This is a genomic window from Methylobacterium sp. UNC378MF (genome assembly GCF_900103195.1).
Classification (GTDB): domain Bacteria; phylum Pseudomonadota; class Alphaproteobacteria; order Rhizobiales; family Beijerinckiaceae; genus Methylobacterium.
Window position 1 is genome coordinate 121,182 of the sequence record NZ_FMWU01000018.1, and the last position, 22,658, is coordinate 143,839.

The window sequence follows — 22,658 nt, forward strand, 5'->3', positions numbered from 1 at the left end:
GTCTCAGCGCGAGGCCTGCGGCTTGATCACGAGGCGCGCGATGATCGACAGCGCCAGGATGGTCGCGGTGATCAGGAGCGCGCCCGCCCAGGCGAGGCCCTGCCAGTTCGGGTAGGGCGAGAGGGCGAACTGGTAGATCATCACCGGCAGGTTCGCGACGCCGCCCATCAGGTTGGCGGAGAACCAGGAATTGTTGTTGAGCGCAGTGAACAGCAGCGGCGCCGTCTCGCCGGCGATGCGGGCGAGCGCCAGGATGATGCCGGTCACGATGCCGGCCGAGGCCGCCCGCCACGTCACGCTCATGATCACCGTCGAGGGCGGCGCGCCAAGGGCCGCGCCGGCCTCCCGCAGGGTGCCGGGGACGAGGCGCAGCATGTCCTCGGTGGTGCGCACGATCACCGGAACCGCGATGATCGCGAGCGCCACGCCGCCGGCCCAGCCCGAATAGGTCCCCATCGGCCGCACCATCAGCGTGTAGACGAACAGGCCGATGAGGATCGACGGTGCCGAGAGCAGGATGTCGTTGAGGAAACGGATCAGGGCAGCCAGCTTCGAGCCGCGCCCGTATTCGGCGAGATAAGTGCCGGCCATGACGCCGATGGGCGTGGCGATCAGGATGCCGATCCCGGTCAGGACGAGGCTGCCGAGGATCGCGTTGGCGATGCCGCCGCCCTCGGAACCCGGACCCGGAGTCGGGTTGGTGAACAGGGTCGGCGTGAAGCCGCGCACGCCCTGGACGATCAGCATCACCAGGATCGAGCCCAGGACCAGGGCGCCCACCAGGGTCGCGCCGGTACAGGCGATCCGCAGGACCCGGTCGGCGACGCGGCGGCCGTGGCGGACTCGGCCGGAACGGCGCCCGGTGGTCGTGGTGATCGTGTTGGAAGCGTCCATCGCGCGGGTTCCTCAGGCGGACTGGACGCGGCGCGTCAGCAGCCGGGCGATGATGAGCACCACGAAGGTGATCACGAACAGGATGCAGCCCAGCGCCATCAGGGCGTTCAGCTGGAGGCCGTCCGCCTCGTTGAACTCGTTGGCGATGCGCGACGCGATGGTGGAACTCGGGTCGAAGATCGAGGCCGAGAGGCGGTTGGCGTTGCCGATCACGAAGGTCACCGCCATCGTCTCGCCGAGCGCGCGGCCGAGGCCGAGCATGATCGCACCGATGATCGAGACCGCGGCCTGCGGCACCAGCACGTGGCGCACCACCTCCCAGGTGGTGCAGCCGATCCCGTAGGCGCTCTCGCGCAGGACCGTGGGGATCTGGTCGAGCATGTCGCGGGCGATCGAGGCGATGAACGGCACGATCATGATCGCCAGGATGATCCCGGCGGTGAACACGCCGACGCCCGAGGGAACCCGGGCATAGAACAGCGTGCCGATGATCGGCATGCCCTCGACGAGGTTCGAGACCGGCATCTGGACGTAGCGCGCGAACAGCGGCGCGAACACGAACAGGCCCCACATGCCGTAGATGATGCTCGGCACGGCGGCGAGCAGCTCGATCGTCATGGCGACCGGCTTGCGCGCCCAGCCCGGGCAGAGCTGGGTGAGATAGACCGCGATCCCGAGGGAGACGGGGACACCGATCAGCAGGGCCAGGAAGGCGGAGGCGACGGTCCCGATCACCGCCACCAGGGCGCCGTACTGCTCGGTCCCGACGTTCCAGGCGCTCGAGGTCAGGAAGCCGAAGCCGAACTCGCGGAAGGCGGGCCAGCCGCCGTACAGGATCGAGCCGAGGATGCCGGCGAGGACGAGTAGCACCAGCAGCGCGGCGCCGTACGAGAAGGTCCGGAACAGGGTGTCGAGGCTCCGGCTCGGCGCCTTCCGCGCGGTCGCGGAACGGGTTCGGCCGACGGCGATCGATTCTGTCAAAGCGGGCATCCGCGGTTCTCTGCGAAGGGTGGCGTGGTAGCGCGCTGCGTTCCCGGAAGCGAGGGAGGAGGTTGTCACCTCCTCCCGGCCACGCTCACATGTTGAAGACAGGCTTACCGTCCTTGCCCTTCACGTCTTTCCACTCCTGGTGGATGAGCTCGACGACGTTGTCCGGCAGCGGGACATAGTCGAGGTCGGTGGCAAGCTTGTCGCCATTCTTGTAGGCCCAGTCGAAGAACTTGAGCACATCGGCGGCCTTGGCCGGATCCGCGGCATCCTTGTGGACCAGGATGAAGGTCGCCGCCGTGATCGGCCACGCATCCTCACCCGGCTGATTGGTCAGCGAGATGCCGAAGCCCGGGGTCGACTTCCAGTCGGCGCTCGCCGCCGCGGCCTGGAACGCCTTGTCGTCGGGCTGCGGATACTTGCCGGCCTTGTTCTGCAGGAGGGCGTAGGAGAGCTTGTTCTGCTTGGCGTAGGCGGACTCGACGTAGCCGACCGCGTTCGGAACCTGCTTCACGGTCGCGGTGACGCCCTCGTTGCCCTTGCCGCCCTGGCCCACCGGCCAGGAGATCGTGGTGGCCGCACCGTATTCCTTCTTCCAGGGCTCGGAGACCTGAGCCAGGTAGGTGGTGAAGATGTTGGTCGTGCCCGACGCATCGGAGCGGTAGACCGGGGTGATGTTCGCGTCGGGGAGCTTCAGCCCGTCATTGAGCTTGGCGATCCGAGGATCGCTCCACTTCGCGATCTTGCCGGCGTAGATGTCGGCCAGCACGTCGCCCGTGAGCTTGAGCTTGCCCGGCTCGATCCCGGGAATGTTCACCACCGGCACGACCCCGCCCATGACGGTCGGGAACTGGACGAGGCCGTCCTTGGCAAGCTGCTCGGGCTTCAGGGGCGCGTCGGTGGCGCCGAAATCGACCGTCTTGGCCTGGATCTGCTTGATGCCGCCGCCGGAGCCGATCGACTGATAGTTGAGGCCCGCGCCGGTCCCCTTGCGATAGGCCTCGGCCCACTTGGAATAGACCGGGAAGGGGAACGTGGCCCCGGCGCCGGTGATATCGGCGGCGAGCGCCGCGGACGCCAGCTGAACCGTCGCGAGGCCGACGGCGAGCGCGTAAGCGAAGGGTCTCAAGGGATTCTCCGTTGCCGTCGGGCAAGAGCCTGCGCTGCCCTGCCGGCAAGCCCATGCCCGCGGCAGAGCTCTGTGGCCGATCTTCCGAAGAGACCCAGCGCCGGCCGCCCGATGGACGGGCGGTTACGACAGGTAGATGACACCGGCATGACATCGCGCCGCGGTTCCCGCGGCACGGTTCCGGGATCTCGCGCGTTCCTCTTCGGCAACGGCGATGGAAGGATATCGGAATCGTGGGCGGCGAGGAGGTCGATACAGCGGCGGAAGCCGATCCGGCCTGGTTGGCCCTGCACGCGGAGCGGGAAGCTGTGGAGCGTGCGCTGACGTTGGCACAGGCACGTCAGAAATTCAGCGCCGATCCGGCGGCCGCCAGCGCGGCGCGGTGCGAGGAGGCGGAACTGCTGGTCAGCCTCGACCGCGTGCTGACGCTGATTCGGGCTGCCGAGTACCGGCGACGGCCGGGCGCGCGCCGCTGGTAGCGACGCGGGGCCGGGTCAGATCGCCCGGCGCAACTCCCGCTCCTTCTGGCGCAGGCGCAGGAGCAGCTCCACGTGCGTATCGGTGATCGGCTGCGTGTCGACGCTGCCCTCGTAGACCGTGCGGAGGGTGAGGCCGAGCTGGCGGGTGTCGACCGCGCGCTTCAGCGGTCGTCCCGCAGACAGGTGCGCATCGGACTCGACGAGTGACGGCTTCATGGCTCCCTCCCGCCCTTCGACCGCCCAAACCTGTCGCGGCACCGGGATGCCATCACTCTCACTATGAATGGTTAACGAATCGTTGCATGCAACCAACGGTTAAGGTTGCCGGCAGCTTATGCATCGGCGCCCTGGAGGAGCCGGGCCGCGGCCGCGCGGGCCTCGTCGGTGACGATGGCGCCCGCCAGCATCCGGGCGATCTCCTCCCGGCGCTCGGCGACGGGCAGGCTCGCCACCCGGGTGGCGACGCGGCCGGCTCCTTTCACCGGCGCCTTGGCGATCAGGAAATGCGTCTCGGCGCGGGCGGCGACCTGGGGGGCATGGGTCACCGCGACCACCTGCACGGTCGCCGCCAGCCGGGCGAGCCGCATCCCGATCGCATCCGCCACCGCACCGCCGACTCCGGTATCGATCTCGTCGAAGATCAGGGTCGGGGCGGAGCCCTTGTCGGCCAGCACCACCTTGAGGGCCAGCATGAAGCGCGACAGCTCACCGCCCGAGGCGACCTTCATCATCGGGCCGGGCTTGGTCCCCGGATTGGTCTGGGCCCAGAACTCGACCCGGTCGGTGCCGGCCGGATCGCGGGATTCCGGATCCGTGACGATCTCGGTGATGAACCGGGCCCGCTCCAGCTTGAGCGGCGGCAACTCGGCCTTCACGGCAGCGTCGAGCTGCTTGGCTGCGCGGCGGCGCCCGGCACTGAGCCTCTCCGCGGCCTCGGCATAGGCGGCCTCGGCCACCGCGAGCGCCTGCTCGAGCCCGGCCAGAGCCGCCTCGCCGGCATCGATGGCCGCAACGTCGTCGGCGTAGCGCTGCGCCAGGGCCGCGAGGTCGTCGGCCGGAACGTCGTATTTCCGCGAGGCGGCGCGCAGGGCGAAGAGCCGCTCCTCCACGCGCTCCAGGTCGCGGGGATCAAACTCCGTCTCGGCCACCGCCGCGTCGAGGATTGCACGGGCCTCGTCGAGGGCGACCATCGCGGCGTCGAGGGCCGTCACGCACGGCTCCACGAGAGCCGGAAGCTGCGCGGCGCGGCGCTCCAGCTTGCGCAGGGCGGCGGAGAGATGCGACGCGCCGGAATGGGGACCGGCGACCGCTTCCAGAGCTTCGTTGAGCTCGCGCGCGACCTTCTCGGATTGCTGCATGATCGTGCGGCGCTCGGCGAGCTGGGCCTCCTCACCGGGAAGCGGCGCGAGTTCGGCGAGTTCCTCCACGGCATGGCGCAGGAAGTCGGCCTCCTTGCGGGCCGTCTCCACGCGGGCGCGGTGCTCGGCGAGTTCGGTGCGGGCCGTCCTCACGGCCCGCGACGCAGCCGCGACCTTGGCAAGCTGGGCCTGAAGCCCACCGAAGGCATCGAGGATCGCCCGGTGCGAGGCGGGGTCTGCGAGCGCCCGGTCGTCGTGCTGCCCGTGGATCTCCACCAGGGCCGCGCCGATCGCCCGGAGGACCTGCACGCCCACCGGCTGGTCGTTGACGAAGGCGCGGGTTCGGCCGTCCGCCATCTGTGTCCGGCGCAGGATCAGCTCGCCCTCGGTGTCGATCTCGGCGTCGGCCGCGATCCGGCGCGCGGGATGGTCGACGGGCAGATCGAACACCGCCGTGACGACTCCTTGCGCCTCGCCGTGGCGCACCAGGCGGCCATCGCCGCGGCCGCCGAGCGCCAGGGCGAAGGCGTCGAGCAGGATCGATTTGCCCGCGCCCGTCTCTCCGGTCAGGACGCTGAGCCCCGATCGGAAATTCAGTTCGAGCCTATCGATCAGGACGATGTCGCGGATCGCGAGCTGCGCCAGCATGCGGCGACGGGGATTCCTCAGGATGGGACCGCAGACATAAGGCTGCTGCGGCGCGGATTCACCCCAAAAATGCGTCGCACCGCTCAGTCGGTGTGCCGCAAGGGGCGCCGCAATGGAAAAGGCCCGGAGCGGCGGCTCCGGGCCTCGATGGTTTTGTGGGCTGGCCCTGCGCGGACCCGGACGCTTACTCGGCCGAGGCGGTCTTGCCGGTGACCGTGCGGTAGATCTTCGAGAGGAAGGAGGTCTTCTCCTCGCGGGGCTCAAGGCCACCTTGAGCCAGGAGCGCGTGCGCGTCCTTGTACCAGGGGCTTTCCGGGAAGTTGTGGCCGAGCACCGCGGCGGCGTTCTGCGCCTCCTGGGTGATGCCCAGCGCCCAATAGGCCTCGGTCAGGCGCTCGAGCGCCTCCTCGGCGTGGCGGGTGGTCTGGTACTTGGCGACCACGTCGCGGAAGCGGTTGATCGCCGCCGGGAAATTGCGCTTCTCCAGGTAGAAGCGCCCGATCTCCATCTCCTTGCCGGCGAGCTGATCGCGGGTGATCTGGATCTTCGCCTTCGCGTCCGTGGCGTATTCCGAGGTCGGATACTTCTGAACCAGCTCCTGAAGAGCGGCGAGCGCCTTCTCGGACCGCTCCTGATCGCGGGTGACGTCCGGGATCTGCTTATAGTTCGACATCGCCATCAGGTACTGCGCGTAGGCGGCATCCTTGCTGGCCGGATGCCGCTGCAGGTAGCGCTTCGAGGCGCTGATCGCGTCGTCGTATTTCTGGCCCTCGTAATTGGCGTAGGCCGTCATCAACAGCGCCTTCCGGGACCACTCCGAATACTGGTACTGCTTGTCCAGGCTGTCGAATTTCTTGACGGCGCCCTCGTAGTCGCTGTCCTCGAGCTTGGCCAAGCCGTCGCTGTACAGCTTGTCGGCCGGAACATCGGGAACGACCTCGGGCTTGTACTTCTCGGCGAAGATGCTGGTCGGATCGAAGTCGCAGCCGCCGAGGCCGAGGCCGAGGAGGGCCACGAAGGGCGCCGCGAAGGCCGCCGCCCGGCGATGACGAATGGTGACAGGCATCTGGCGCTCTTTCCCGGAACCGGCGCTGTTTCGCGCCGTCATGCCATCGCGTGGGTGGATCCGGCCCGCCTCGGGCCGTGCCCGCCGTTCACGGACCGTTAAACCCTGCCGTTCGATTCGGGCACGAAAGCGGCAAGGCTGCGACCGCCAGGATCGGTTGCCAGCTGTGTCCTAATGGCCACAGAGGGTTTTCTACAGGTCGCCCGCGAAGGCGGCGATGCTGAGGCCGACGCCCAGTTCGGCCAGCACGGTCTCGCGGCGCGAGCCCTGGGCCTCGACGATGGCGTAGTTCGCCCGGTCGGCGAAGAGGGCCGAGAGCACCCCGACATTCATCCGGTGGCCGCCGCAATAGGAGCGGTAGGCGCCCTGGATCGGCAGGCCGGCCAGCGCAAGATCGCCGATCGCGTCGAGGATCTTGTGGCGGACGAACTCGTCCTGGAAACGCAGGCCCTCCGGATTCACCACCGCGGTCTCGCCGACTGCCACCGTGTTCTCCAGCGAGGCGCCGAGGGCGAAGCCCGCCTTCCAGTAACGCTCCACGTCCCGCATCATCCCGAAGGTCCGGGCACCGGCGATCTCGCGGCGATAGGAAGCGGGCGACAGGTCCATCGCCTTGCGGGAGCGGCCGATCACCGGGCTCTCGAAGTCGATCTCGACGTCCACGCGGAAGCCGCGGTCGATCGGGCGCAGTTCCGCGAAGGACGTGCCGGTCTCGATGCGCACGTGGCGGAGGATCTTGAGCCAGCGCCGCGGGGTGTCGCAGGTGGCGATCCCGACCTGGTCGATCGCCTGGACGAAGGGGAGCGCGGATCCGTCGAGGATCGGCATCTCGGGGCCGTCGATCTCGATCAGGGCATTGTCGACGCCCAGACCGTACAGGGCGGACATCAGGTGCTCGACGGTGGCGACGGCGCCGGTCTCGACATCACCCAGGACGGTGCAGAGTTCGGTCGCGGAGACGAGGGCGTGATGCGCCTTGATCAGGCGGTCATTGCCGTGGGTGGTACCGGTGCGAAGGAAGGCGATGCCGTGATTGGCTGGAGCGGGTCGGATCGTGATCTCTGCGGGATTACCGGAGTGGACCCCGATGCCCGAGAGAGTCGCCGGCCCTTTGAGGGTCGTCTGTTTGTGCGTTCGCATTCCTTAGCCTCCGGGCGCGACCAGATCCCGACACCCCGACTGAGGGTGAGGAGAAAACTGACTGATCCGTCCGCTGCTTGATGCCCTAGCCCACGCGATCAGGTTGTGTCCTGATGCGTGTCGTCTCGATCACATGGTTTCTATAGCTGCGCCGCACAGGGCAGCCAAATCACGGATTCTTACGGTCTGTTACAGACACGCTTACCGATCCGTGACCGCAAAATCCTGCTGCAGCAAAGGCTTAAAGGTTGGTTAATGCGTGACTAACCGGCGGCCGTTCTGTGGCGCGGATGCACCACGCGAACGGCCTCGATACCCGCTGTGCGCCGGCCCGCGGAGCGGTATCGGCAGGTGCAACAACCATGAGTTGCTTTGCTGCAGCGCGAGGGCCGGCGGTGTCCCGCCGGCCCTGCTGTCGTGTCCGAGACTCGCGTCGGTCAGTTCGCCTGGCGGCGAAGGAAGGCCGGGATCTCGAGCTGATCGTCGTCCATCATCCGGGACTGCGGCGAGACCCGGCCCTGAGCGTCGAGGTTGCCCTGCGCCGGGCGGTATTGCGGCACCGCGGGCGCGGCCGGTGCGCGGGGCGCCGGCGGCACGTGAGGCTGGGCCATCTGGGAGTGGCCCATATGCGGCGGCTGGGCGACGGGAGTCGCCGGCCGAGCCGCCGGGGCGCTCTCCATATCCTCGCGGCGACCGCCGAAGCCCACCGTGGCGAGCCGGCGCAGCAGCGAGGTCCGCTTGGATTCCGGAGCGGCCTCCTCGGCAGCGCGGTTCGCCATGATCTGGGTCTGGGCGATCGGCGGCAGCTCGTGGATCTGCGGCATCCGGGGGGCGCGGGCGAGCGGCGTGCCGGTCGGGGCGGCGGGACGCGGCGGGACGAACGGGCCGGCCTCGATGGCAGCGGCCGGCTCCGCCCGCTGCGGCGCGGGGGCCGGGACGAACGGCGCCGCGGCGCGCGCCTGGGCCGGGGCGAGCACGACGTCGTCGCGGGTGACCGGCGCGGCGGCCTCGATGCGGCTCTCGATCCGTGGCTCGGGCCGCATCTCGGCGGCGGGCTGCGGCGCGGGGGCCTGGGCGACCGATTCGGTGCGGATGCTCGGGACCGGCGAGGAGGCGCGAGCGCGGGCCTCGGCGCGCAACCGCTCCGCGACCTCGGCGATGCGCTGCTCGGTCTCGGCGATGGCCGGGTTGTTCGGCGAATTCGCCGAGATCAGCAGCGGCTCGATGCCGGTGGCGACCACCGACACGCGGATGATGCCGTCAAGGCTCTCGTCGAAGGTGGCGCCCAGGATGATGTTGGCGTCCTGGTCGACCTCCTCGCGGATGCGGGTGGCGGCCTCGTCAAGTTCGTAGAGGGTCAGGTCCGAGCCGCCCGTGATCGAGATCAGCAGGCCGCGGGCGCCCTTCATCGACACGTCGTCGAGGAGCGGGTTGGCGATGGCCGCCTCGGCGGCGCGGTTGGCGCGCTTCTCGCCGGACGCCTCGCCGGTTCCCATCATGGCCTTGCCCATGCCGCGCATGATCGCCCGGACGTCGGCGAAGTCGAGGTTGATGAGGCCCTCCTTCACCATCAGGTCGGTGATGCAGGCGACGCCGGAGTAGAGCACCTGGTCGGCCATCGCGAAGGCGTCGGCGAAGGTGGTCTTCTCGTTGGCGACCCGGAACAGGTTCTGGTTCGGGATCACGATCAGCGTGTCGACCGCGGCCTGCAGCTCCTGGATGCCGGACTCGGCGGTGCGCATGCGGCGCATGCCCTCGAACTGGAACGGCTTGGTCACGACGCCGACCGTCAGGATACCCATGTCGCGGGCCGCGCGGGCGATGACCGGGGCCGCGCCGGTGCCGGTGCCGCCGCCCATGCCGGCGGTGATGAAGCACATGTGGGCGCCGGACAGCTGGTCGCGGATCTCGTCGATCACCTCGTCGGCGGCGGCCGAGCCGACCTCCGGGTGCGAGCCGGCGCCGAGGCCCTGCGTCACGCCCAGGCCCATCTGGATCACCCGCTCGGCTTTCGAGGAGGTGAGCGCCTGGGCGTCGGTGTTGGCCACGACGAACTCGCAGCCGAGCAGGCCTGACTCGATCATGTTGTTGACGGCGTTGCCGCCGGCGCCACCGACGCCGAAGACGGTGATGCGGGGCTTGAGTTCCCGGATGTCCGGCGCCTGGAGTGTGATGGCCATGGTGTCGAGCCTCTCGCTAACTATGCTTTCCGTGCGACGCCGGGGCGCCGGATTCACTTCGACCCGCCCGTCTGTGGGGCGGATGCGAAACTCTAGAAGCTGTCCCGGAGCCAGCGGCCGACCCGGTTCAGGTAGTTGTCGGTTCCGGTCGCCGCGAAGGCGCCGTGCCCCCGCGGCTCGAAATGCTCGGCATGCGCCACCTGCGGGTAGACGAGCAGGCCGACCGCCGCCGAGAAGGCCGGCCCCTTGGCGGCTTCCGGCAGGCCCCGGATGCCGAGGGGCCGCCCGATCCGCACCTGGCCCTGGAGGACGCGGCGGGCGACCTCGGGCAGACCGACGAGCTGGCTGGCGCCGCCGGTCAGGACCACGCGCCGCCCGGCCTGGGCGGCGAAGCCCGCGTCGCGCAGGCGGTCCCGCACCAGCTCGACCACCTCCTCGACGCGCGGCTTGATGATCCGCACGAGCTGCGAACGCGGGATGTGAGCCGGCGCCTCGCCCTCGTCCTCGCCGACGCCGTGCACGGCGATCATGTCGCGGTCGTCGGAGGGGGTGGAGAGGGCCGAGCCGTAGAGGGTCTTCAGCCGCTCGGCCGCCGCCATGCGGGTGGAGAGGCCGCGGGCGATGTCCATGGTGACGTGGTGGCCGCCGACCGCCAGGGCGTCCACGTGGACGAGGTGGCCGCCCGAGAACACGCCGACGCTGGTGGTGCCGCCGCCCATGTCGACGACGCAGACGCCCATCTCGGCCTCGTCGTCGACCAGGGCCGAGAGACCTGCCGCGTAGGGCGTGGCGATCACCGCCTCGACCCCGAGGTGGCAATGCTCGACCGCCAGCATCACGTTGCGGGCGGCGGCCAACTCGCTGGTGACCACGTGCATGTCGACGCTGAGCGCCTCGCCGATCATGCCGGACGGGTCGATCACCGCGCCCTGGCCGTCCAGGGCGTAGCCGGTGGGCAGGGCGTGCAGAACGGCTCGGCCGGGGCTCACGCCGTGGGCGCTCGCGGTCTCGAGCACCCGCTCGACGTCGCTGCCCGTGACTGCGCCCGAGCGGACGTTCACACGCGCCTGGAAGTGCTGCGAGGCGAGCCGACCGCCCGACATGTTCACGATGACCGACTGGACCTCGACCTTGGCCATCCGCTCGGCGGCATGCACCGCCTGACGGATCGCGCTCTCGGCCGCGGCGAGGTCGACGATGGCGCCGCCCTTCAGGCCCAGCGAGCGCTGGTGGCCGATCCCGATGATGCGCGCGAGGTGCGTGCGTCCGCGGAGCGTCGTGAGCGCCTCGGCGGGCTGAAGCTCGGCGATCAGGCAGACCACCTTGCTCGTGCCGATATCGAGCACCGAGAGGGTGGTCGAGCGCCGGGCGGAGAGCGGCTTCAAGCGCGGCGTGAGGCCGTGTTGGCTGTGCATTGACGCTACCGGGCGCGGGGTGCGGGACGGGCGGAGATCGACAGGAAGGGCATCAGCTGGCCGCGCCCTTCTTCTTCGCCTTCTGGGCTTCCGCACGGGCGGCGGCCGCCTCCTCGGTCAGGCGCACCACGAGGCGGTCCGGCATGCGCAGGTCCACCGCGATGATGTCCTTCTCGAGCAGGCCGGCCTCGCGCTCGAACCGGACGAGGCGGGCGAGCGCCAAGGCCGGATCGGCCTCGGGGAGCCGCACGTCGATGCCGTCGAACTTGAGGGTCCAGCGCCGGCCGGACACGTAGGTGCCGGCCTTGATCCGCTCGGCGAGCGGCCCCGCGGCGGCGACGAGGGCGAGATATTCCGGAAGCTTGGTGTTGGCATCCTCGCCGACCACCAGGGGCAGGCTCGCATAGCGGTCGTCCCGCATGGCGTCGATGACGGTGCCGTCGGCCGCGATCACGCTGATCTCGCCGTTCTTCTGCCAGAGGGCCGCGGGCTCGCGCTCCACCTGGGTGATGGCGATCTCGTTGGGATAGATCTTGCGGACGGAGGCCTGCGCGATCAGCGGCACGCGGAGCAGGCGCTCGCGCACGTCGTTGACGTCGAGGAACGGGACCGAGGAGCGCCAGTCGATCCCGGCGGCGGCCAGCACCTCGCGCTCGTACATCCGGGAGATGCCCGAGATGGTCACGCGCTCGACGCCGAAGCCGGTGATCCGCGCGGCGATGTCGAGGGGGCGGCCCTGCTCGGCAACGAAAGAATCGTAGCGGCCGCTCGCCACGAAACCGGCGAGCGCCACGGCAGCGGCGGATACGGAGACCGCCACGACACCGGCCCCGCGCGGCAGGCGCTCGCTCAGGCGCTGACCCGAGCGGGCCCGACGCACCGAGAGGGACCGGGACGAGACCCGGCCGAAGAGCCGACCCAGGACCGCACCGACGAGGCGCGCGGGACCGCTCCGGCCGGCGGCATCGCCGCTCAGCGATTCAGGGAAGCGTCCTCCACCATCCATCGGACGAGCTCACCGAAACTCAGGCCCGCATGGGCCGCCATCTCCGGCACAAGGCTCGTCTGGGTCATGCCGGGTTGCGTGTTGACCTCCAGCACCACGAGCAGACCGGTTCCACCCGGCGTGTCGTCGAATCGAAGGTCGGCACGGCTGACGCCCCGGCAGCCCAGTGCTTGATGCGCCGTTAACGACAGTTCTTGGACACGCTGGTAAACATTTGGTTTAAGTTCGGCCGGGAGCACGTGCACCGAGCCGCCCGGAGCATATTTCGCGTCGTAGTCGTACCAGTCGCCGTTGGCGGCCTTCACCTCGATGACGCCGAGGGCCCTGTCGCCCATCACCCCGCAGGTGAGTTCGCGGCCGGCTATGTAAGGTTCTACAAGGACTTGCTCGCCGAAGGTCCAGTCCGCGGAGGCGAGGATCTGGGGCGGATGCGAGCGTCCGTCGCGCACGATGATCACACCCACCGAGGAGCCCTCCGCGATGGGTTTCACCACGTAAGGTGGCGGCAGCGGGTGTGTCCTGGCGGCCTCATGACGGTTAACGATCCGGCCCTCCGGCACGTCGACGCCGGCGGCGCGCATGACGGTCTTGGCCTGCTCCTTGTTCATCGCGAGCGCCGAGGCGAGGACGCCGGAATGGGTGTAGGGGATCTTTAGGATCTCCAGGAGACCCTGGATCGTGCCGTCCTCGCCGTCCGGGCCATGCAGCGCGTTGAAGGCCACGTCCGGCTTGAGCGCCGTCAGCACGGAGGCGATGTCGGGACCGACATCGACCCGCGTGACCCGGTAGCCCTCGCCTTCGAGCGCGTCGGCGCAGGCCTTGCCGGAATTGAGCGAGACTTCGCGCTCGGCGGAGGTGCCGCCCAGCAGGACGGCGACGTGCTTGGACATCAGGGCACCTCGAATAGGTCGGCTTCAAACAGAATCTGCATGGGCCCGAACGGTCACCGGTGGCTGACGAGCACCGGATCCCGCCCGCGCCGGCATGTCGGGAAGACCGCTCTCACGTCGCCCCGGCCGCCGATCCGATCCGCCGGATCTCCCAGCGCAGTTCGACCCCGCTGGTGTCGCGGACGCGCCGGCGGACTTCCTCGCCGAGCCCCTCGATATCGGCTGCGGTCGCGGTGCCGGTGTTGATCAGGAAGTTGCAGTGCATTGCGCTGACCTGAGCGCCGCCGCGGGTCAGGCCCCGGCAACCGGCGGCGTCGATGAGCTGCCACGCCTTGCCGCCCGGGGGATTGGCGAAGGTCGAACCGCCGGTCCGCTCGCGGATCGGCTGAGCCGCCTCGCGGGCGGCCGTGACCCGCTCCATCTCGGCCTCGATGGCGGCCCGGTCGCCGGGCCTGCCGCGGAACAGGGCGCGCGTGAAGATCACGTCCTCCGGCGCGCCCGAATGGCGGTAGGCGAAGCCCATCTCGGCGTGGGTGAAGGTGCGCGGGTTGCCTCGCCGATCGACGCCGCGGGCCTCCACCAGCACGTCGGTCGTCTCTCCGCCATGCGCGCCTGCGTTCATGCGCAGCGCGCCGCCGATGGATCCCGGGATGCCGCGATAGAAGGCGAGGCCGTCGATTCCCGCCTCGGCTGCCGCCTTGGCGAGTCGCATGTCCGGTACCGCGGTGCCCACCGCCAGCGTGTCGCCGTCGACCGCGATGCTGCCGAAGGCCCTGCCGCCGAGGCGCACCACGACGCCCGGCACGCCGCCGTCGCGGACGATGAGGTTCGAGCCGAGCCCGATCACCGTGACCGGCACGTCGGGGTCGAGAGCGGCGAGAAGCCGGGCGAGATCCTCCTCGTCGGCGGGGGTGAACAGCACCTCGGCCGGGCCGCCGACCCGGAACCACGTGAGGTCGGCGAGCGGCTGGTCGGCGAGCAGGCGCCCGCGGAGATCGGGCGCGGCGGCCCGGATGCGATCGTGCAGAGATTCGGTCATGGGTGTCTCTCCCCTAGCCCCGCCTGCGGGGAGAGGGATGCGACGACCCGGGTGTCGTCGCATCGGGGTGGCAGCGGACGCTGTGAGGCCTGGGTCCGGAGATGCACCGCCGAATCCATCCTCAAAGCGCAGCCCAGTGTCGACGGTGGAAGGCGCCTCCGGCCCGGAACGTCTCCCAGGGCCCGATCACGCACCGCGCTTACCGCCCCCGCGCGGCGAGTTCGTCCGGCAGGGCGTAGGCCCATTGGGTGATCGTGCCGGCGCCGAGGCACACCACGTAGTCGCCCGGCTTGGCGAGATCCGCGATGATCCCGGCGAGCTCCTCCGGCCGCTCCAGTGCCCGTGCGTCGCGATGTCCGCGCGAGCGCAGGCCCGCCACGAGACTGTCGCGGTCGAAGCCCTCGATCGGCTGCTCGCCGGCCGCGTAGACCGGGGCGACGATGACCGTATCGGCATCGTTGAAGCAGGTGCAGAAATCGTCGAACAAAGATTGCAGCCGGGTGTAGCGGTGGGGCTGCACGACGGCGATCACGCCGTGCTCCGTCGAGGCGCGGGCGGCCTTGAGCACCGCCTTGATCTCCACCGGATGGTGCCCGTAATCGTCGAAGATCGTGGCACCGTTCCACGCGCCTGTGCGGGTGAAGCGCCGCTTCACGCCGCCGAAACCGGCGAGCGCATTGCGGATTGCGTCGGGCTTCACGCCGAGTTCGTGCGCGACGGCGAGCGCCGCGGTGGCGTTGAGCGCGTTGTGCTTGCCGGGCATCGGCAGGACGAGATCCTCCATCTCCATCCGGTAGCCCGGGCGGCGGTCGCGGATCATCACCCGGAAGCGGCTCTGGCCACCGCGGAGGTCCACGTCGATCAGGCGCACGTCGGCCTGCGGGTTCTCGCCATAAGTGATGATCCGCCGGTCCTCGATATGGCCGACGAGATCCTGCACCACCGGGTGGTCGATGCACATCACCGCGAATCCGTAGAACGGGATGTTGTCGATGAACCGCCGGAACGCGTCCTTGATCGCGTCGAACGAGCCGAAATGGTCGAGATGCTCGGGGTCGATGTTGGTGACGATCGCGACGTCCGCGGGCAGCTTCAGGAAGGTGCCGTCGGATTCGTCGGCCTCCACCACCATCCACTCGCCGGCGCCCATGCGGGCATTGGTGCCGTAGGCGTTGATGATGCCGCCGTTGATCACGGTCGGATCGAGGTTGCCGGCGTCGAGCAGGGTCGCGACCAGCGAGGTCGTCGTGGTCTTGCCATGGGTGCCCGCGATGGCGACGCAGGACTTGAAGCGCATCAGCTCGGCCAGCATCTCGGCCCGGCGGACCACCGGGAGGCGGCGCTCCCGGGCGGATTGCAGCTCCGGATTGTCGCGCTGGATCGCCGTCGAGACCACGACCAGGGCCGCGTCCGCGACGTTCTCGGCGTCGTGGCCCACGAAGGTCCGCATGCCCTTCTCGGCCAGCCGGCGGACATTGGCGTTGTCGGACGCATCCGACCCCTGCACCGTGTAGCCGAGATTGTGCATCACCTCGGCGATGCCGGACATGCCGATGCCGCCGATGCCGATGAAGTGGATGGGTCCGAGCTTGTCGGGCAGCTTCATGGGTCGAACCGTCTGGTGGCGGGATCGCCGGTGCGCAATCCCGTGAGGATCAGGTGCGGGCGGCCGTCTCGACGACGACCTCGGCCAGCCGCTTGGCGGCGTCGTGGATGCCCGCGCTTCTGGCCGCATCGGCCGCCGCGGTCAATTTTGCCGGCGTCTCGAAGCAGGCGATGAGGTCCGCCGCGAGGCGATCCGGGGTGAAATCGGCCTGTTTCACCGCCCGTGCGGCGCCGATCGCATCGAGGGTCGCGGCGTTGGCGGCCTGGTCCTGATCCAGCGAGCCGGGAAGCGGCACGAGGATCGCCGGGCGGCCGATCGCCGCCAGCTCCGAGACCGTCGAGGCCCCCGAACGCGAGACCACGAGGTGGCTCGCGGCCATGCGGGCCGGCAGGTCCTTGAAGAACGGCGCCGCCTCGATCCCGGCCAGTCCCATGGCGAGGTAGCGGTTCTGCACCGCCGTCAGGTCCTCGGGACGGACCTGCTGGACGAGGTGCAGCCGGGCGCGCAGCGCCGCCGGCAGGCGTGCGATCGCCTCGGGCACGACCTCGCCCATGACCCGGGCGCCCTGGCTGCCGCCGAACACCAGGAGCCGGAGGGCGTCGTCCGGACCGAAGGCGGGGTACGGGATCTTGGCCGCCTCGATCACCGCCGGGCGGAGCGGGTTGCCGGTGTGGATGCGCGGGGCCTTGGCCTTGTCGGGCACGCCGCGCACGACCTTGAAGCCGGTGGCGATGGTGCGGGCGCCCCGCGCCAGGAAGGCGTTGGCCCGGCCCATCACGGCGTTCTGCTCGTGCAGGATCGTCGGCACGCGCAGGATCTGGCCGGCGAGCACCGGCGGGACGGTCGGGTAGCCGCCGAAGCCCACGATGGCGGCCGGATTGATCCGGCGGATCTCCTTCGCGGCGACGCCGAAGCCGCGGCCGAGCGTCAGCACGGCGCTCGCCCGCTTCAGGGGCGAGCGGCCGGACGGCGTCGCCGACGCGATGGTCACCACCTCCGAGGCCGGGAACTCCGACGCGATCGCGTCGACGCGGGCATCGGTGGCCAGCGCCACCCGGATGCCGCGGGCGCGCAGCGCGTGGGCGAGGCTCTCGGCCGGGAACAGGTGGCCACCGGTGCCACCCGCGCAGAGCAGGATCGTGGGGGTGAAGACCGTCACCGCATCACTCCGGCGACGGTGGCCGGCGCGGTGCCGGGGGGCTTCTGGCTGAGCATCACGGTGCGCGGCCGCTTGCGGGTCAGGGCGACGAGAAAGCCGGTGCCGAGCGCCAGCGAGATCAGCGACGAGCCGCCGTAGGAGACGAAGGGCAGCGTCATGCCCTTGGCGGGCATCAGCTGGGTGTTCACCGCCATGTTGATGGAGGCCTGGAGGCCGAACAGGGTGGTCAGGCCGGTGATCGCCAGGCGCGAGAAGGTGTCGTCGGTGCGCCGGGCGAGCTTGAGGCCGCGCAGCACGATGAAGGCGAACAGGGCCACGAGGCACAGGCAGACGATCACGCCGAATTCCTCGCCGGTGACCGAGAAGATGAAGTCGGTATGCGCGTCCGGCAGGTGGCGCTTGGCCACGCCCTCCCCCGGCCCGGTGCCGAACCAGCCGCCCGAGCGGAAGGATTCCCGCGACCAGAAATCCTGGAAGCCGCCACCCGAATCCTTGTCGAGGAACTTGTTGAAGCGCTCACGCACGTGATGGAAGAACAGATAGGCAGCGAACACACCTCCGAGGCCGAGCACGCCGAGGACGGCCACCCAGATCAGATGGAGGCCGGCCACGAAGAACAGCGCGCACCACACCATGGTAATCAGCATGGTCTGGCCGAAATCGGGCTGCAGCAGCAGCGGCACGATGGTGATCGGCAGCAGGAGCAGCGCCAGGATGCCGCCCGGCATGTCGCGGCGCTGGGCGCCCTCCGAGAAGGCCCAGGCGGCGACCACAACGAAGGCCGGCTTCACGAATTCCGAGGGCTGCAGGCCGAAGGAGCCGAACTGGATCCAGCGGTGCGCGCCCTTGATCTCGGGGCCGAACTTGCCGGCGAGCAGGCACAGGACGACGCCGCAGATCCAGGTGACCAGCGCCAGCCGACGGATGCCGCGCAGCGACAGGAACGAGACCGCGCAGATCAGCAGGATGGTCGGCGCGAGGTACATCGCCTGCCGGTTGAGGAAGTAGAAGGTCGGCAGGCCGATCCGCTCGGCCACCGGCGGGCCGCCGCCCATCAGGAAGACCAGGCCCGCGACCATGAGCGCGAACAGGGCCGCGAGCAGCCCGCGATCGACCGTCCACCACCAATCCGTCAGGGGGGTGCGTTCCGCGCGTGACATCATGCCGGGCAACGACTCCAGGCCGCGCGGATGCCGATCCGCGCGGGTCGGGCCCGATCCTGTGCAGGAATGGTAAACGGAGCCTTATGGTCCCGGCCGGGTCGGCAACGGCCGAGCGCCGGCCGTCGGAGCGGTATTGCAGTATTTGACGGAACTGTAATGGTAAAACGATACTCTATGTTAATTCTCTTATTGCAACCGTTGGATGTATGCCCCGGCGGATCGAGCCGTGACGTCCGGAGAGCGGCGTCGCCGCGCCCGGTCGGCCCAGCGGAAGCCGTCGCGCCATGTTTTCTACCCTGAACGCCCGTGAAGCGCATGCGAAGCTCGCGGCCCTCGACCGGGTCCAGGGCGTGATCGAGTTCGACCTCGCGGGACGGATCCTGTCGGCGAACCGGAATTTCCTCGACGTGGTCGGGTACACGCTGCCCGAGATCGTCGGTCAGCATCACAGTCTGTTCATGGATCCGGCCCAGCGGGACGCGCCGGAATACAAAGCCTTCTGGGAGCGCCTGCGGTCCGGCGCCTTCGAGTCCGGCCAGTTCCAGCGGGTCGGCCGCGGCGGCAGGCCGATCTGGATCCAGGCCTCCTACAATCCGATGCTCGACGTGCGCGGCCGGCCCTACAAGGTGGTGAAATTCGCCACCGACATCACGCAGCAGAGGACCGAGGAGGCCGACCGCGCCGGCCAGATCGCGGCGATCGACAAGGTACAGGCGGTCATCGCCTTCGACCTCGACGGCACGGTGATTTCCGTGAACGACAACTTTCTCGGCGTGATGGGCTACACCCGCGCCGAGGTGATCGGGCAGCATCACAGCCTGTTCGTGGAGCCCGCCTACCGCGAGAGCGAGGCCTACCGGGCCTTCTGGGCGGCCCTGCGGAACGGCACTTTCCAGGCAGCCCAGTTCCGGCGGATCGGCAAGGACGGGCGCGAGGTCTGGATCCAGGCCTCCTACAATCCGATCCTCGACGCCGCCGGCCGGCCCTACAAGGTGGTGAAATTCGCCACCGACATCAGCGATCAGGTCCGGCTCTTCGCCAATCTCCGGACACTCATCGACCAGAATTTCGGTGAGATCGAGCAGGCGGTGACGCATTCGACCAAGGCAGCCGCGCTGGCGTCCTCGGCGGCGGATTCGACATCCGGCAACGTCCAGACCGTCGCGGCGGCGGCCGAGGAGCTCGCGGCCTCGGTGGCGGAGATGTCCCAGAGCATCGTGCGCTCCCAGAGCGCCACCGACACCGCCTATGCCTGCGTCCAGGATGCGGACGGCCACACCAAGCGGCTCGCCGAGACCGCCACCGCCATGACCGGCATCGTCGGTCTGATCCAGGACATCGCCGGCCAGATCAACCTGCTGGCGCTGAACGCCACCATCGAGGCCGCCCGCGCCGGCGCGGCGGGCCGCGGCTTCGCGGTCGTCGCCTCGGAGGTCAAGGCTCTGGCCGACCAGGCGGCGCGCGCCACCGGTCAGATCAACGGCGAGATCGCCAGCGTCCAGCGCGTCTCGCAGGAGGTCGTGCAGGCTCTCAGCTCGATCGGGTCCTCGGTCTCGGTGATGCGCGAGACCGTGGTGGCCACCGCGGCCGCCATCGAGGAGCAGAGCGCCGTGACCCGGGATCTCGCCGAGAACATGCAGAGCGCCGCCGGCGCCGTCACGGCGATCACCGGCAATATCGGGGCGATCGTCCAGTCGGTGGCCAACGTCTCCCAGGCGGTCGACACCACCCGCGACGCCGCCAAGGTTCTGGCGCGCTGAGGACGGCGCTGCCTCAGGGCAGCGCCTGCACCAGTTCGCGGAAGCGGTTGCCGCGGATCTCGAAGTTGCGGAACTGGTCGTAGGAGGCGCAGGCCGGCGACAGCAGCACCACCGGCTCCGGCGCGCCCGAGGCGGCGGCGTTCGCGGCGGCCGTCGGGACGGCGTTCTCGAGGGTCTCGCAACGGGTATACGGCACGGCGCCCTCCAGGGTCGCCGCGAACGCATCCGAGGCCGCGCCGATCAGGTAGGCGTGGGCGACCCGCTCGAAATACGGCACGAGCGGGAAGATCCCGCCCTCCTTGGCCTTGCCGCCGAGGATCCAGTGGATGTCGCGGAAGGCGGTGAGGGCCTTCTCGGTGGAATCCGCGTTCGTCGCCTTGGAATCGTTGACGAACAGCACGTGGCCGCGCCGCCCGACCTCCTCCATCCGGTGCGGGAGACCGGGGAACGTGGTCAGCCCGGCCTGGATCTGCTCCGGCGACAGGCCGAGGGCCCGCGCCACGGCCACAGCTACCGCCGCGTTCTGCCAGTTGTGGGCCCCCCGGAGCGAGCCGATGCCGTTGACGTCGGCGAGGGCCGTCCCGTCCGGCTCCCGGACGATCCCGTCGCGCACCGTCAGCGCGTCGGTGCACAGCACGTCGCCGTGGGGCACGTGGACGCGCACGAGGTCGGCACCGCGCCGGTCGGCGATGGCGCGGCTGGGCGCATCATCGACGCCGACCACCGCGAGGCCGGCACCCTGGATCAGGCGCTCCTTGATGGCCGCGTACTGCTCCATCGTGCCGTGGCGGTCGAGATGGTCGGGCGTGATGTTCATCAGCACGCCGACGCTCGGATCGAGGCTCGGCGTCAGGTCGATCTGGAACGACGACATCTCGATCACGTGGACGCGGTCCGCGGCCGGCGGCTCCAGCGACAGGATCGCGGTTCCGATATTGCCGCCCATCTGCACGTCGCGGCCTCCCTGCGCGAGCACGTGGGCGATCAGCGCCGTGGTGGTCGACTTGCCGTTGGTGCCGGTGATCGCCACGAACGGCGCCCCCGGCGCCTGCGCCCGTCGCTCCCGGCAGAACAGCTCGATGTCGCCGATGATCGCGACGCCCGCGTCCCGGGCGAGCCGGACGCTCCAGTGCGGCTCGGGATGGGTCAACGGCACACCCGGGCTGAGCACGAACGCGGCGAAGTCGGACCAGTCGGCCTCGCGCAGGTCCCGCGTCTCGATTCCGGCCTCCCGGGCGCGGGCGAGGCTGTCGGCATTGTCGTCCCAGGCCTGCACGCCCGCCCCACCCGCCTTCAGCGCCAGCGCGGTGGCAAGCCCGGAGCCGCCGAGTCCGAACAGGGCGACGGTGCGGTCTGCGAAGGTCGTGATCGGTGTCATGCGAAACTCTGGATGCGGCAGCCGAACCCGGCCGATCCGACCCGCGCCCTCATCCTGAGGTGCCCGCATCGGCGGGCCTCGAAGGAGGGTTCCAGAACTCGCGCGGCCGACTGGAAGCCTCCTTCGAGGCACCCGCCGGGCGGCTGCACCTCAGGATGAGGGCGAGCGTGGGATCGCCCCCTTGGGTCACCCGTCTAGCACACTCTTCGATCAGCGCAGCTTCAGCGTCGCCAGACCCGCCATCGCCAGGATCACCGCGATGATCCAGAAGCGGATGACGACCTGCGGCTCCTTCCAGCCCTTCTGCTCGAAATGGTGGTGGATCGGCGCCATGCGGAAGACGCGCTTGCCGGTGAGCTTGAACGAGGCGACCTGGATGATCACCGACATCATCTCCAGGACGAACAGGCCGCCGACGATCGCCAGGACGATCTCGTGCTTCGTCGCCACCGCGATGGAGCCCAGCAGGCCGCCGAGCGCCAGGGAGCCGGTATCGCCCATGAAGATCTGGGCCGGCGGCGCGTTGAACCAGAGGAAGCCGAGACCGGCGCCGATCACCGCGCCGCAGACCACGGCGAGTTCGCCGGTGTCGCGGACGTAGTTCACCTGCAGGTAGCTGGCGGTGAACGAGTTGCCGACGAGGTAGGCGATGAAGCCGAAGGTGCCGCAGGCGATCATCACCGGCACGATCGCGAGGCCGTCGAGGCCGTCGGTCATGTTCACGGAATTGCCCGCGCCGACGATCACGAAGGCGCCGAACAGGGGATAGAACCAGCCGAGGTTGAGGAGCGCGTCCTTGAACACCGGGAAGGCGAGCTGATTCTGGAGCGTGGCGGGCGAATAGACCGCGATGGTGACGCAGGCCGCCATGGCGATCACCGCCTCCAGGGTGAGGCGGAACTTGCCCGAGAACCCCTTGTGCGACTGCTTCGTCACCTTGAGGTAGTCGTCGTAGAAGCCGATCGCGCCGAAGCCGAGGGTGACGGTCAGCGTCACCCAGACATAGTGGTTGCGCGGATTGGCCCAGAGCAGGATCGCCACGACGGCGCCGGCCAGGATCATCAGGCCGCCCATGGTCGGCGTGCCGCGCTTGGTCAGCAGATGGGTCTGCGGCCCGTCCTCGCGGATCGGCTGACCCTTGCCCTGGCGGATCCGCAGCAGCGAGATGATCCAGGGCCCGAACCAGAACACGAACAGGCCCGCCGTGAACAGCGCGCCGCCGGTGCGGAAGGTGATGTAGCGGAACACGTTGAGCGGCGTGAAGGCGCTGCTCAGGTCCGAGAGAAGGTACAGCATCCGGGCGCTCGGCCCCCTTGTTCAGGCTCAGGTTTCGGGGGACGGCGCCGGTCGCGCCGAACGCG

At 69.6% G+C, this 22,658-nt stretch carries 19 protein-coding genes; 2 read left to right on the top strand and 17 right to left on the bottom strand.

The genetic code is table 11. The features are described from left to right. Positions 1-3: 3 nt before the first annotated feature. The 3 genes from pstA to pstS form a co-directional block, all read right to left on the bottom strand. Positions 4-894: a phosphate ABC transporter permease PstA gene (gene pstA / locus BLT59_RS19485; protein ID WP_091784046.1), complete on the bottom strand. Its 891-nt coding sequence runs from the start codon at positions 892-894 to the stop codon at positions 4-6. A 12-nt stretch (positions 895-906) separates the two neighbouring features. Beyond that, entirely contained in the window at positions 907-1,884 is a 978-nt protein-coding gene (gene pstC / locus BLT59_RS19490) for a phosphate ABC transporter permease subunit PstC (RefSeq protein ID WP_091784049.1), read from the bottom strand. 85 nt (positions 1,885-1,969) lie between these two features. Continuing rightward, positions 1,970-3,010: a phosphate ABC transporter substrate-binding protein PstS gene (gene pstS, locus BLT59_RS19495; protein WP_091784054.1), complete on the bottom strand. Its 1,041-nt coding sequence runs from the start codon at positions 3,008-3,010 to the stop codon at positions 1,970-1,972. Between the two features lie 233 nt (positions 3,011-3,243). Between pstS and BLT59_RS19500 the strand changes: the two genes are divergently transcribed. Further along, on the top strand, positions 3,244-3,489 hold the full coding sequence (locus BLT59_RS19500) for a hypothetical protein (RefSeq protein WP_091784057.1): 246 nt from the start codon (positions 3,244-3,246) through the stop codon (positions 3,487-3,489). Between the two features lie 15 nt (positions 3,490-3,504). Here the strand turns inward: BLT59_RS19500 and BLT59_RS19505 are convergent, their stop codons facing one another. The 12 genes from BLT59_RS19505 to BLT59_RS19560 form a co-directional block, all read right to left on the bottom strand. Next, the gene (locus tag BLT59_RS19505) at positions 3,505-3,705 is read right to left on the bottom strand and encodes a hypothetical protein (protein ID WP_091784060.1); all 201 of its coding nucleotides are present in this window, start codon (positions 3,703-3,705) and stop codon (positions 3,505-3,507) included. 116 nt (positions 3,706-3,821) lie between these two features. Beyond that, entirely contained in the window at positions 3,822-5,495 is a 1,674-nt protein-coding gene (gene recN, locus BLT59_RS19510) for a DNA repair protein RecN (protein WP_091784063.1), read from the bottom strand. 184 nt (positions 5,496-5,679) lie between these two features. Next, positions 5,680-6,561, bottom strand: a complete 882-nt coding sequence (locus BLT59_RS19515) for an outer membrane protein assembly factor BamD (protein WP_091784151.1) — start codon at positions 6,559-6,561, stop codon at positions 5,680-5,682. Positions 6,562-6,753: 192 nt separating this feature from the next. After that, complete coding sequence (gene lpxC, locus BLT59_RS19520) at positions 6,754-7,701, bottom strand: UDP-3-O-acyl-N-acetylglucosamine deacetylase (protein ID WP_091784065.1); 948 nt, start codon at positions 7,699-7,701, stop codon at positions 6,754-6,756. A gap of 437 nt (positions 7,702-8,138) precedes the next feature. Beyond that, positions 8,139-9,881, bottom strand: a complete 1,743-nt coding sequence (ftsZ, locus tag BLT59_RS19525) for a cell division protein FtsZ (RefSeq protein ID WP_091784068.1) — start codon at positions 9,879-9,881, stop codon at positions 8,139-8,141. 92 nt (positions 9,882-9,973) lie between these two features. Continuing rightward, positions 9,974-11,296 (bottom strand): cell division protein FtsA, encoded by a 1,323-nt coding sequence (gene ftsA / locus BLT59_RS19530; RefSeq protein WP_091784071.1) that lies wholly within the window; start codon positions 11,294-11,296, stop codon positions 9,974-9,976. A gap of 52 nt (positions 11,297-11,348) precedes the next feature. Next, positions 11,349-12,302: a cell division protein FtsQ/DivIB gene (locus BLT59_RS19535; RefSeq protein ID WP_091784074.1), complete on the bottom strand. Its 954-nt coding sequence runs from the start codon at positions 12,300-12,302 to the stop codon at positions 11,349-11,351. Next, positions 12,269-13,192, bottom strand: a complete 924-nt coding sequence (locus BLT59_RS19540; protein WP_091784078.1) for a D-alanine--D-alanine ligase — start codon at positions 13,190-13,192, stop codon at positions 12,269-12,271. Before BLT59_RS19540 ends, BLT59_RS19535 begins: the two co-directional genes overlap by 34 nt. Before the next feature lie 112 nt (positions 13,193-13,304). Further along, positions 13,305-14,231, bottom strand: coding sequence for a UDP-N-acetylmuramate dehydrogenase (gene murB / locus BLT59_RS19545; RefSeq protein ID WP_091784081.1), 927 nt, complete (start codon positions 14,229-14,231; stop codon positions 13,305-13,307). Positions 14,232-14,430: 199 nt separating this feature from the next. Continuing rightward, a complete protein-coding gene (gene murC / locus BLT59_RS19550; RefSeq protein ID WP_091784084.1) occupies positions 14,431-15,837 on the bottom strand; it encodes a UDP-N-acetylmuramate--L-alanine ligase in 1,407 nt (468 codons plus the stop codon). A 49-nt stretch (positions 15,838-15,886) separates the two neighbouring features. Beyond that, entirely contained in the window at positions 15,887-16,996 is a 1,110-nt protein-coding gene (murG, locus tag BLT59_RS19555) for an undecaprenyldiphospho-muramoylpentapeptide beta-N-acetylglucosaminyltransferase (RefSeq protein WP_091784087.1), read from the bottom strand. Next, positions 16,993-18,159, bottom strand: a complete 1,167-nt coding sequence (locus BLT59_RS19560) for an FtsW/RodA/SpoVE family cell cycle protein (protein ID WP_091784090.1) — start codon at positions 18,157-18,159, stop codon at positions 16,993-16,995. The genes murG and BLT59_RS19560 overlap by 4 nt, the downstream gene beginning before the upstream one ends. Before the next feature lie 284 nt (positions 18,160-18,443). Here BLT59_RS19560 and BLT59_RS19565 point away from each other — a divergent pair, with 284 nt between their 5' ends. Then, the gene (locus BLT59_RS19565; RefSeq protein WP_091784092.1) at positions 18,444-19,919 is read left to right on the top strand and encodes a methyl-accepting chemotaxis protein; all 1,476 of its coding nucleotides are present in this window, start codon (positions 18,444-18,446) and stop codon (positions 19,917-19,919) included. 13 nt (positions 19,920-19,932) lie between these two features. Here BLT59_RS19565 and murD read toward each other — a convergent pair whose 3' ends face one another. Both murD and mraY read right to left on the bottom strand, forming a co-directional pair. Continuing rightward, complete coding sequence (murD, locus tag BLT59_RS19570) at positions 19,933-21,297, bottom strand: UDP-N-acetylmuramoyl-L-alanine--D-glutamate ligase (protein WP_091784095.1); 1,365 nt, start codon at positions 21,295-21,297, stop codon at positions 19,933-19,935. Positions 21,298-21,507: 210 nt separating this feature from the next. Then, complete coding sequence (gene mraY / locus BLT59_RS19575) at positions 21,508-22,593, bottom strand: phospho-N-acetylmuramoyl-pentapeptide-transferase (protein ID WP_091784098.1); 1,086 nt, start codon at positions 22,591-22,593, stop codon at positions 21,508-21,510. Between the last annotated feature and the right edge of the window lie 65 nt (positions 22,594-22,658).

Bases quoted from the DNA above. Each gene is read 5' to 3' on its own strand.
- mraY (WP_091784098.1), bottom strand. From the start codon at position 22,593: ATGCTGTACCTTCTCTCGGACCTGAGCAGCGCCTTCACGCCGCTCAAC.
- BLT59_RS19505 (WP_091784060.1), bottom strand. From the start codon at position 3,705: ATGAAGCCGTCACTCGTCGAGTCCGATGCGCACCTGTCTGCGGGACGA.
- pstA (WP_091784046.1), bottom strand. From the start codon at position 894: ATGGACGCTTCCAACACGATCACCACGACCACCGGGCGCCGTTCCGGC.
- BLT59_RS19560 (WP_091784090.1), bottom strand. From the start codon at position 18,159: ATGATGTCACGCGCGGAACGCACCCCCCTGACGGATTGGTGGTGGACG.
- ftsZ (WP_091784068.1), bottom strand. From the start codon at position 9,881: ATGGCCATCACACTCCAGGCGCCGGACATCCGGGAACTCAAGCCCCGC.
- lpxC (WP_091784065.1), bottom strand. From the start codon at position 7,701: ATGCGAACGCACAAACAGACGACCCTCAAAGGGCCGGCGACTCTCTCG.
- recN (WP_091784063.1), bottom strand. From the start codon at position 5,495: ATGCTGGCGCAGCTCGCGATCCGCGACATCGTCCTGATCGATAGGCTC.
- murB (WP_091784081.1), bottom strand. From the start codon at position 14,231: ATGACCGAATCTCTGCACGATCGCATCCGGGCCGCCGCGCCCGATCTC.
- BLT59_RS19535 (WP_091784074.1), bottom strand. From the start codon at position 12,302: ATGGATGGTGGAGGACGCTTCCCTGAATCGCTGAGCGGCGATGCCGCC.
- BLT59_RS19565 (WP_091784092.1), top strand. From the start codon at position 18,444: ATGTTTTCTACCCTGAACGCCCGTGAAGCGCATGCGAAGCTCGCGGCC.
- ftsA (WP_091784071.1), bottom strand. From the start codon at position 11,296: ATGCACAGCCAACACGGCCTCACGCCGCGCTTGAAGCCGCTCTCCGCC.
- pstC (WP_091784049.1), bottom strand. From the start codon at position 1,884: ATGCCCGCTTTGACAGAATCGATCGCCGTCGGCCGAACCCGTTCCGCG.
- BLT59_RS19540 (WP_091784078.1), bottom strand. From the start codon at position 13,192: ATGTCCAAGCACGTCGCCGTCCTGCTGGGCGGCACCTCCGCCGAGCGC.
- BLT59_RS19515 (WP_091784151.1), bottom strand. From the start codon at position 6,561: ATGCCTGTCACCATTCGTCATCGCCGGGCGGCGGCCTTCGCGGCGCCC.
- murD (WP_091784095.1), bottom strand. From the start codon at position 21,297: ATGACACCGATCACGACCTTCGCAGACCGCACCGTCGCCCTGTTCGGA.
- murC (WP_091784084.1), bottom strand. From the start codon at position 15,837: ATGAAGCTGCCCGACAAGCTCGGACCCATCCACTTCATCGGCATCGGC.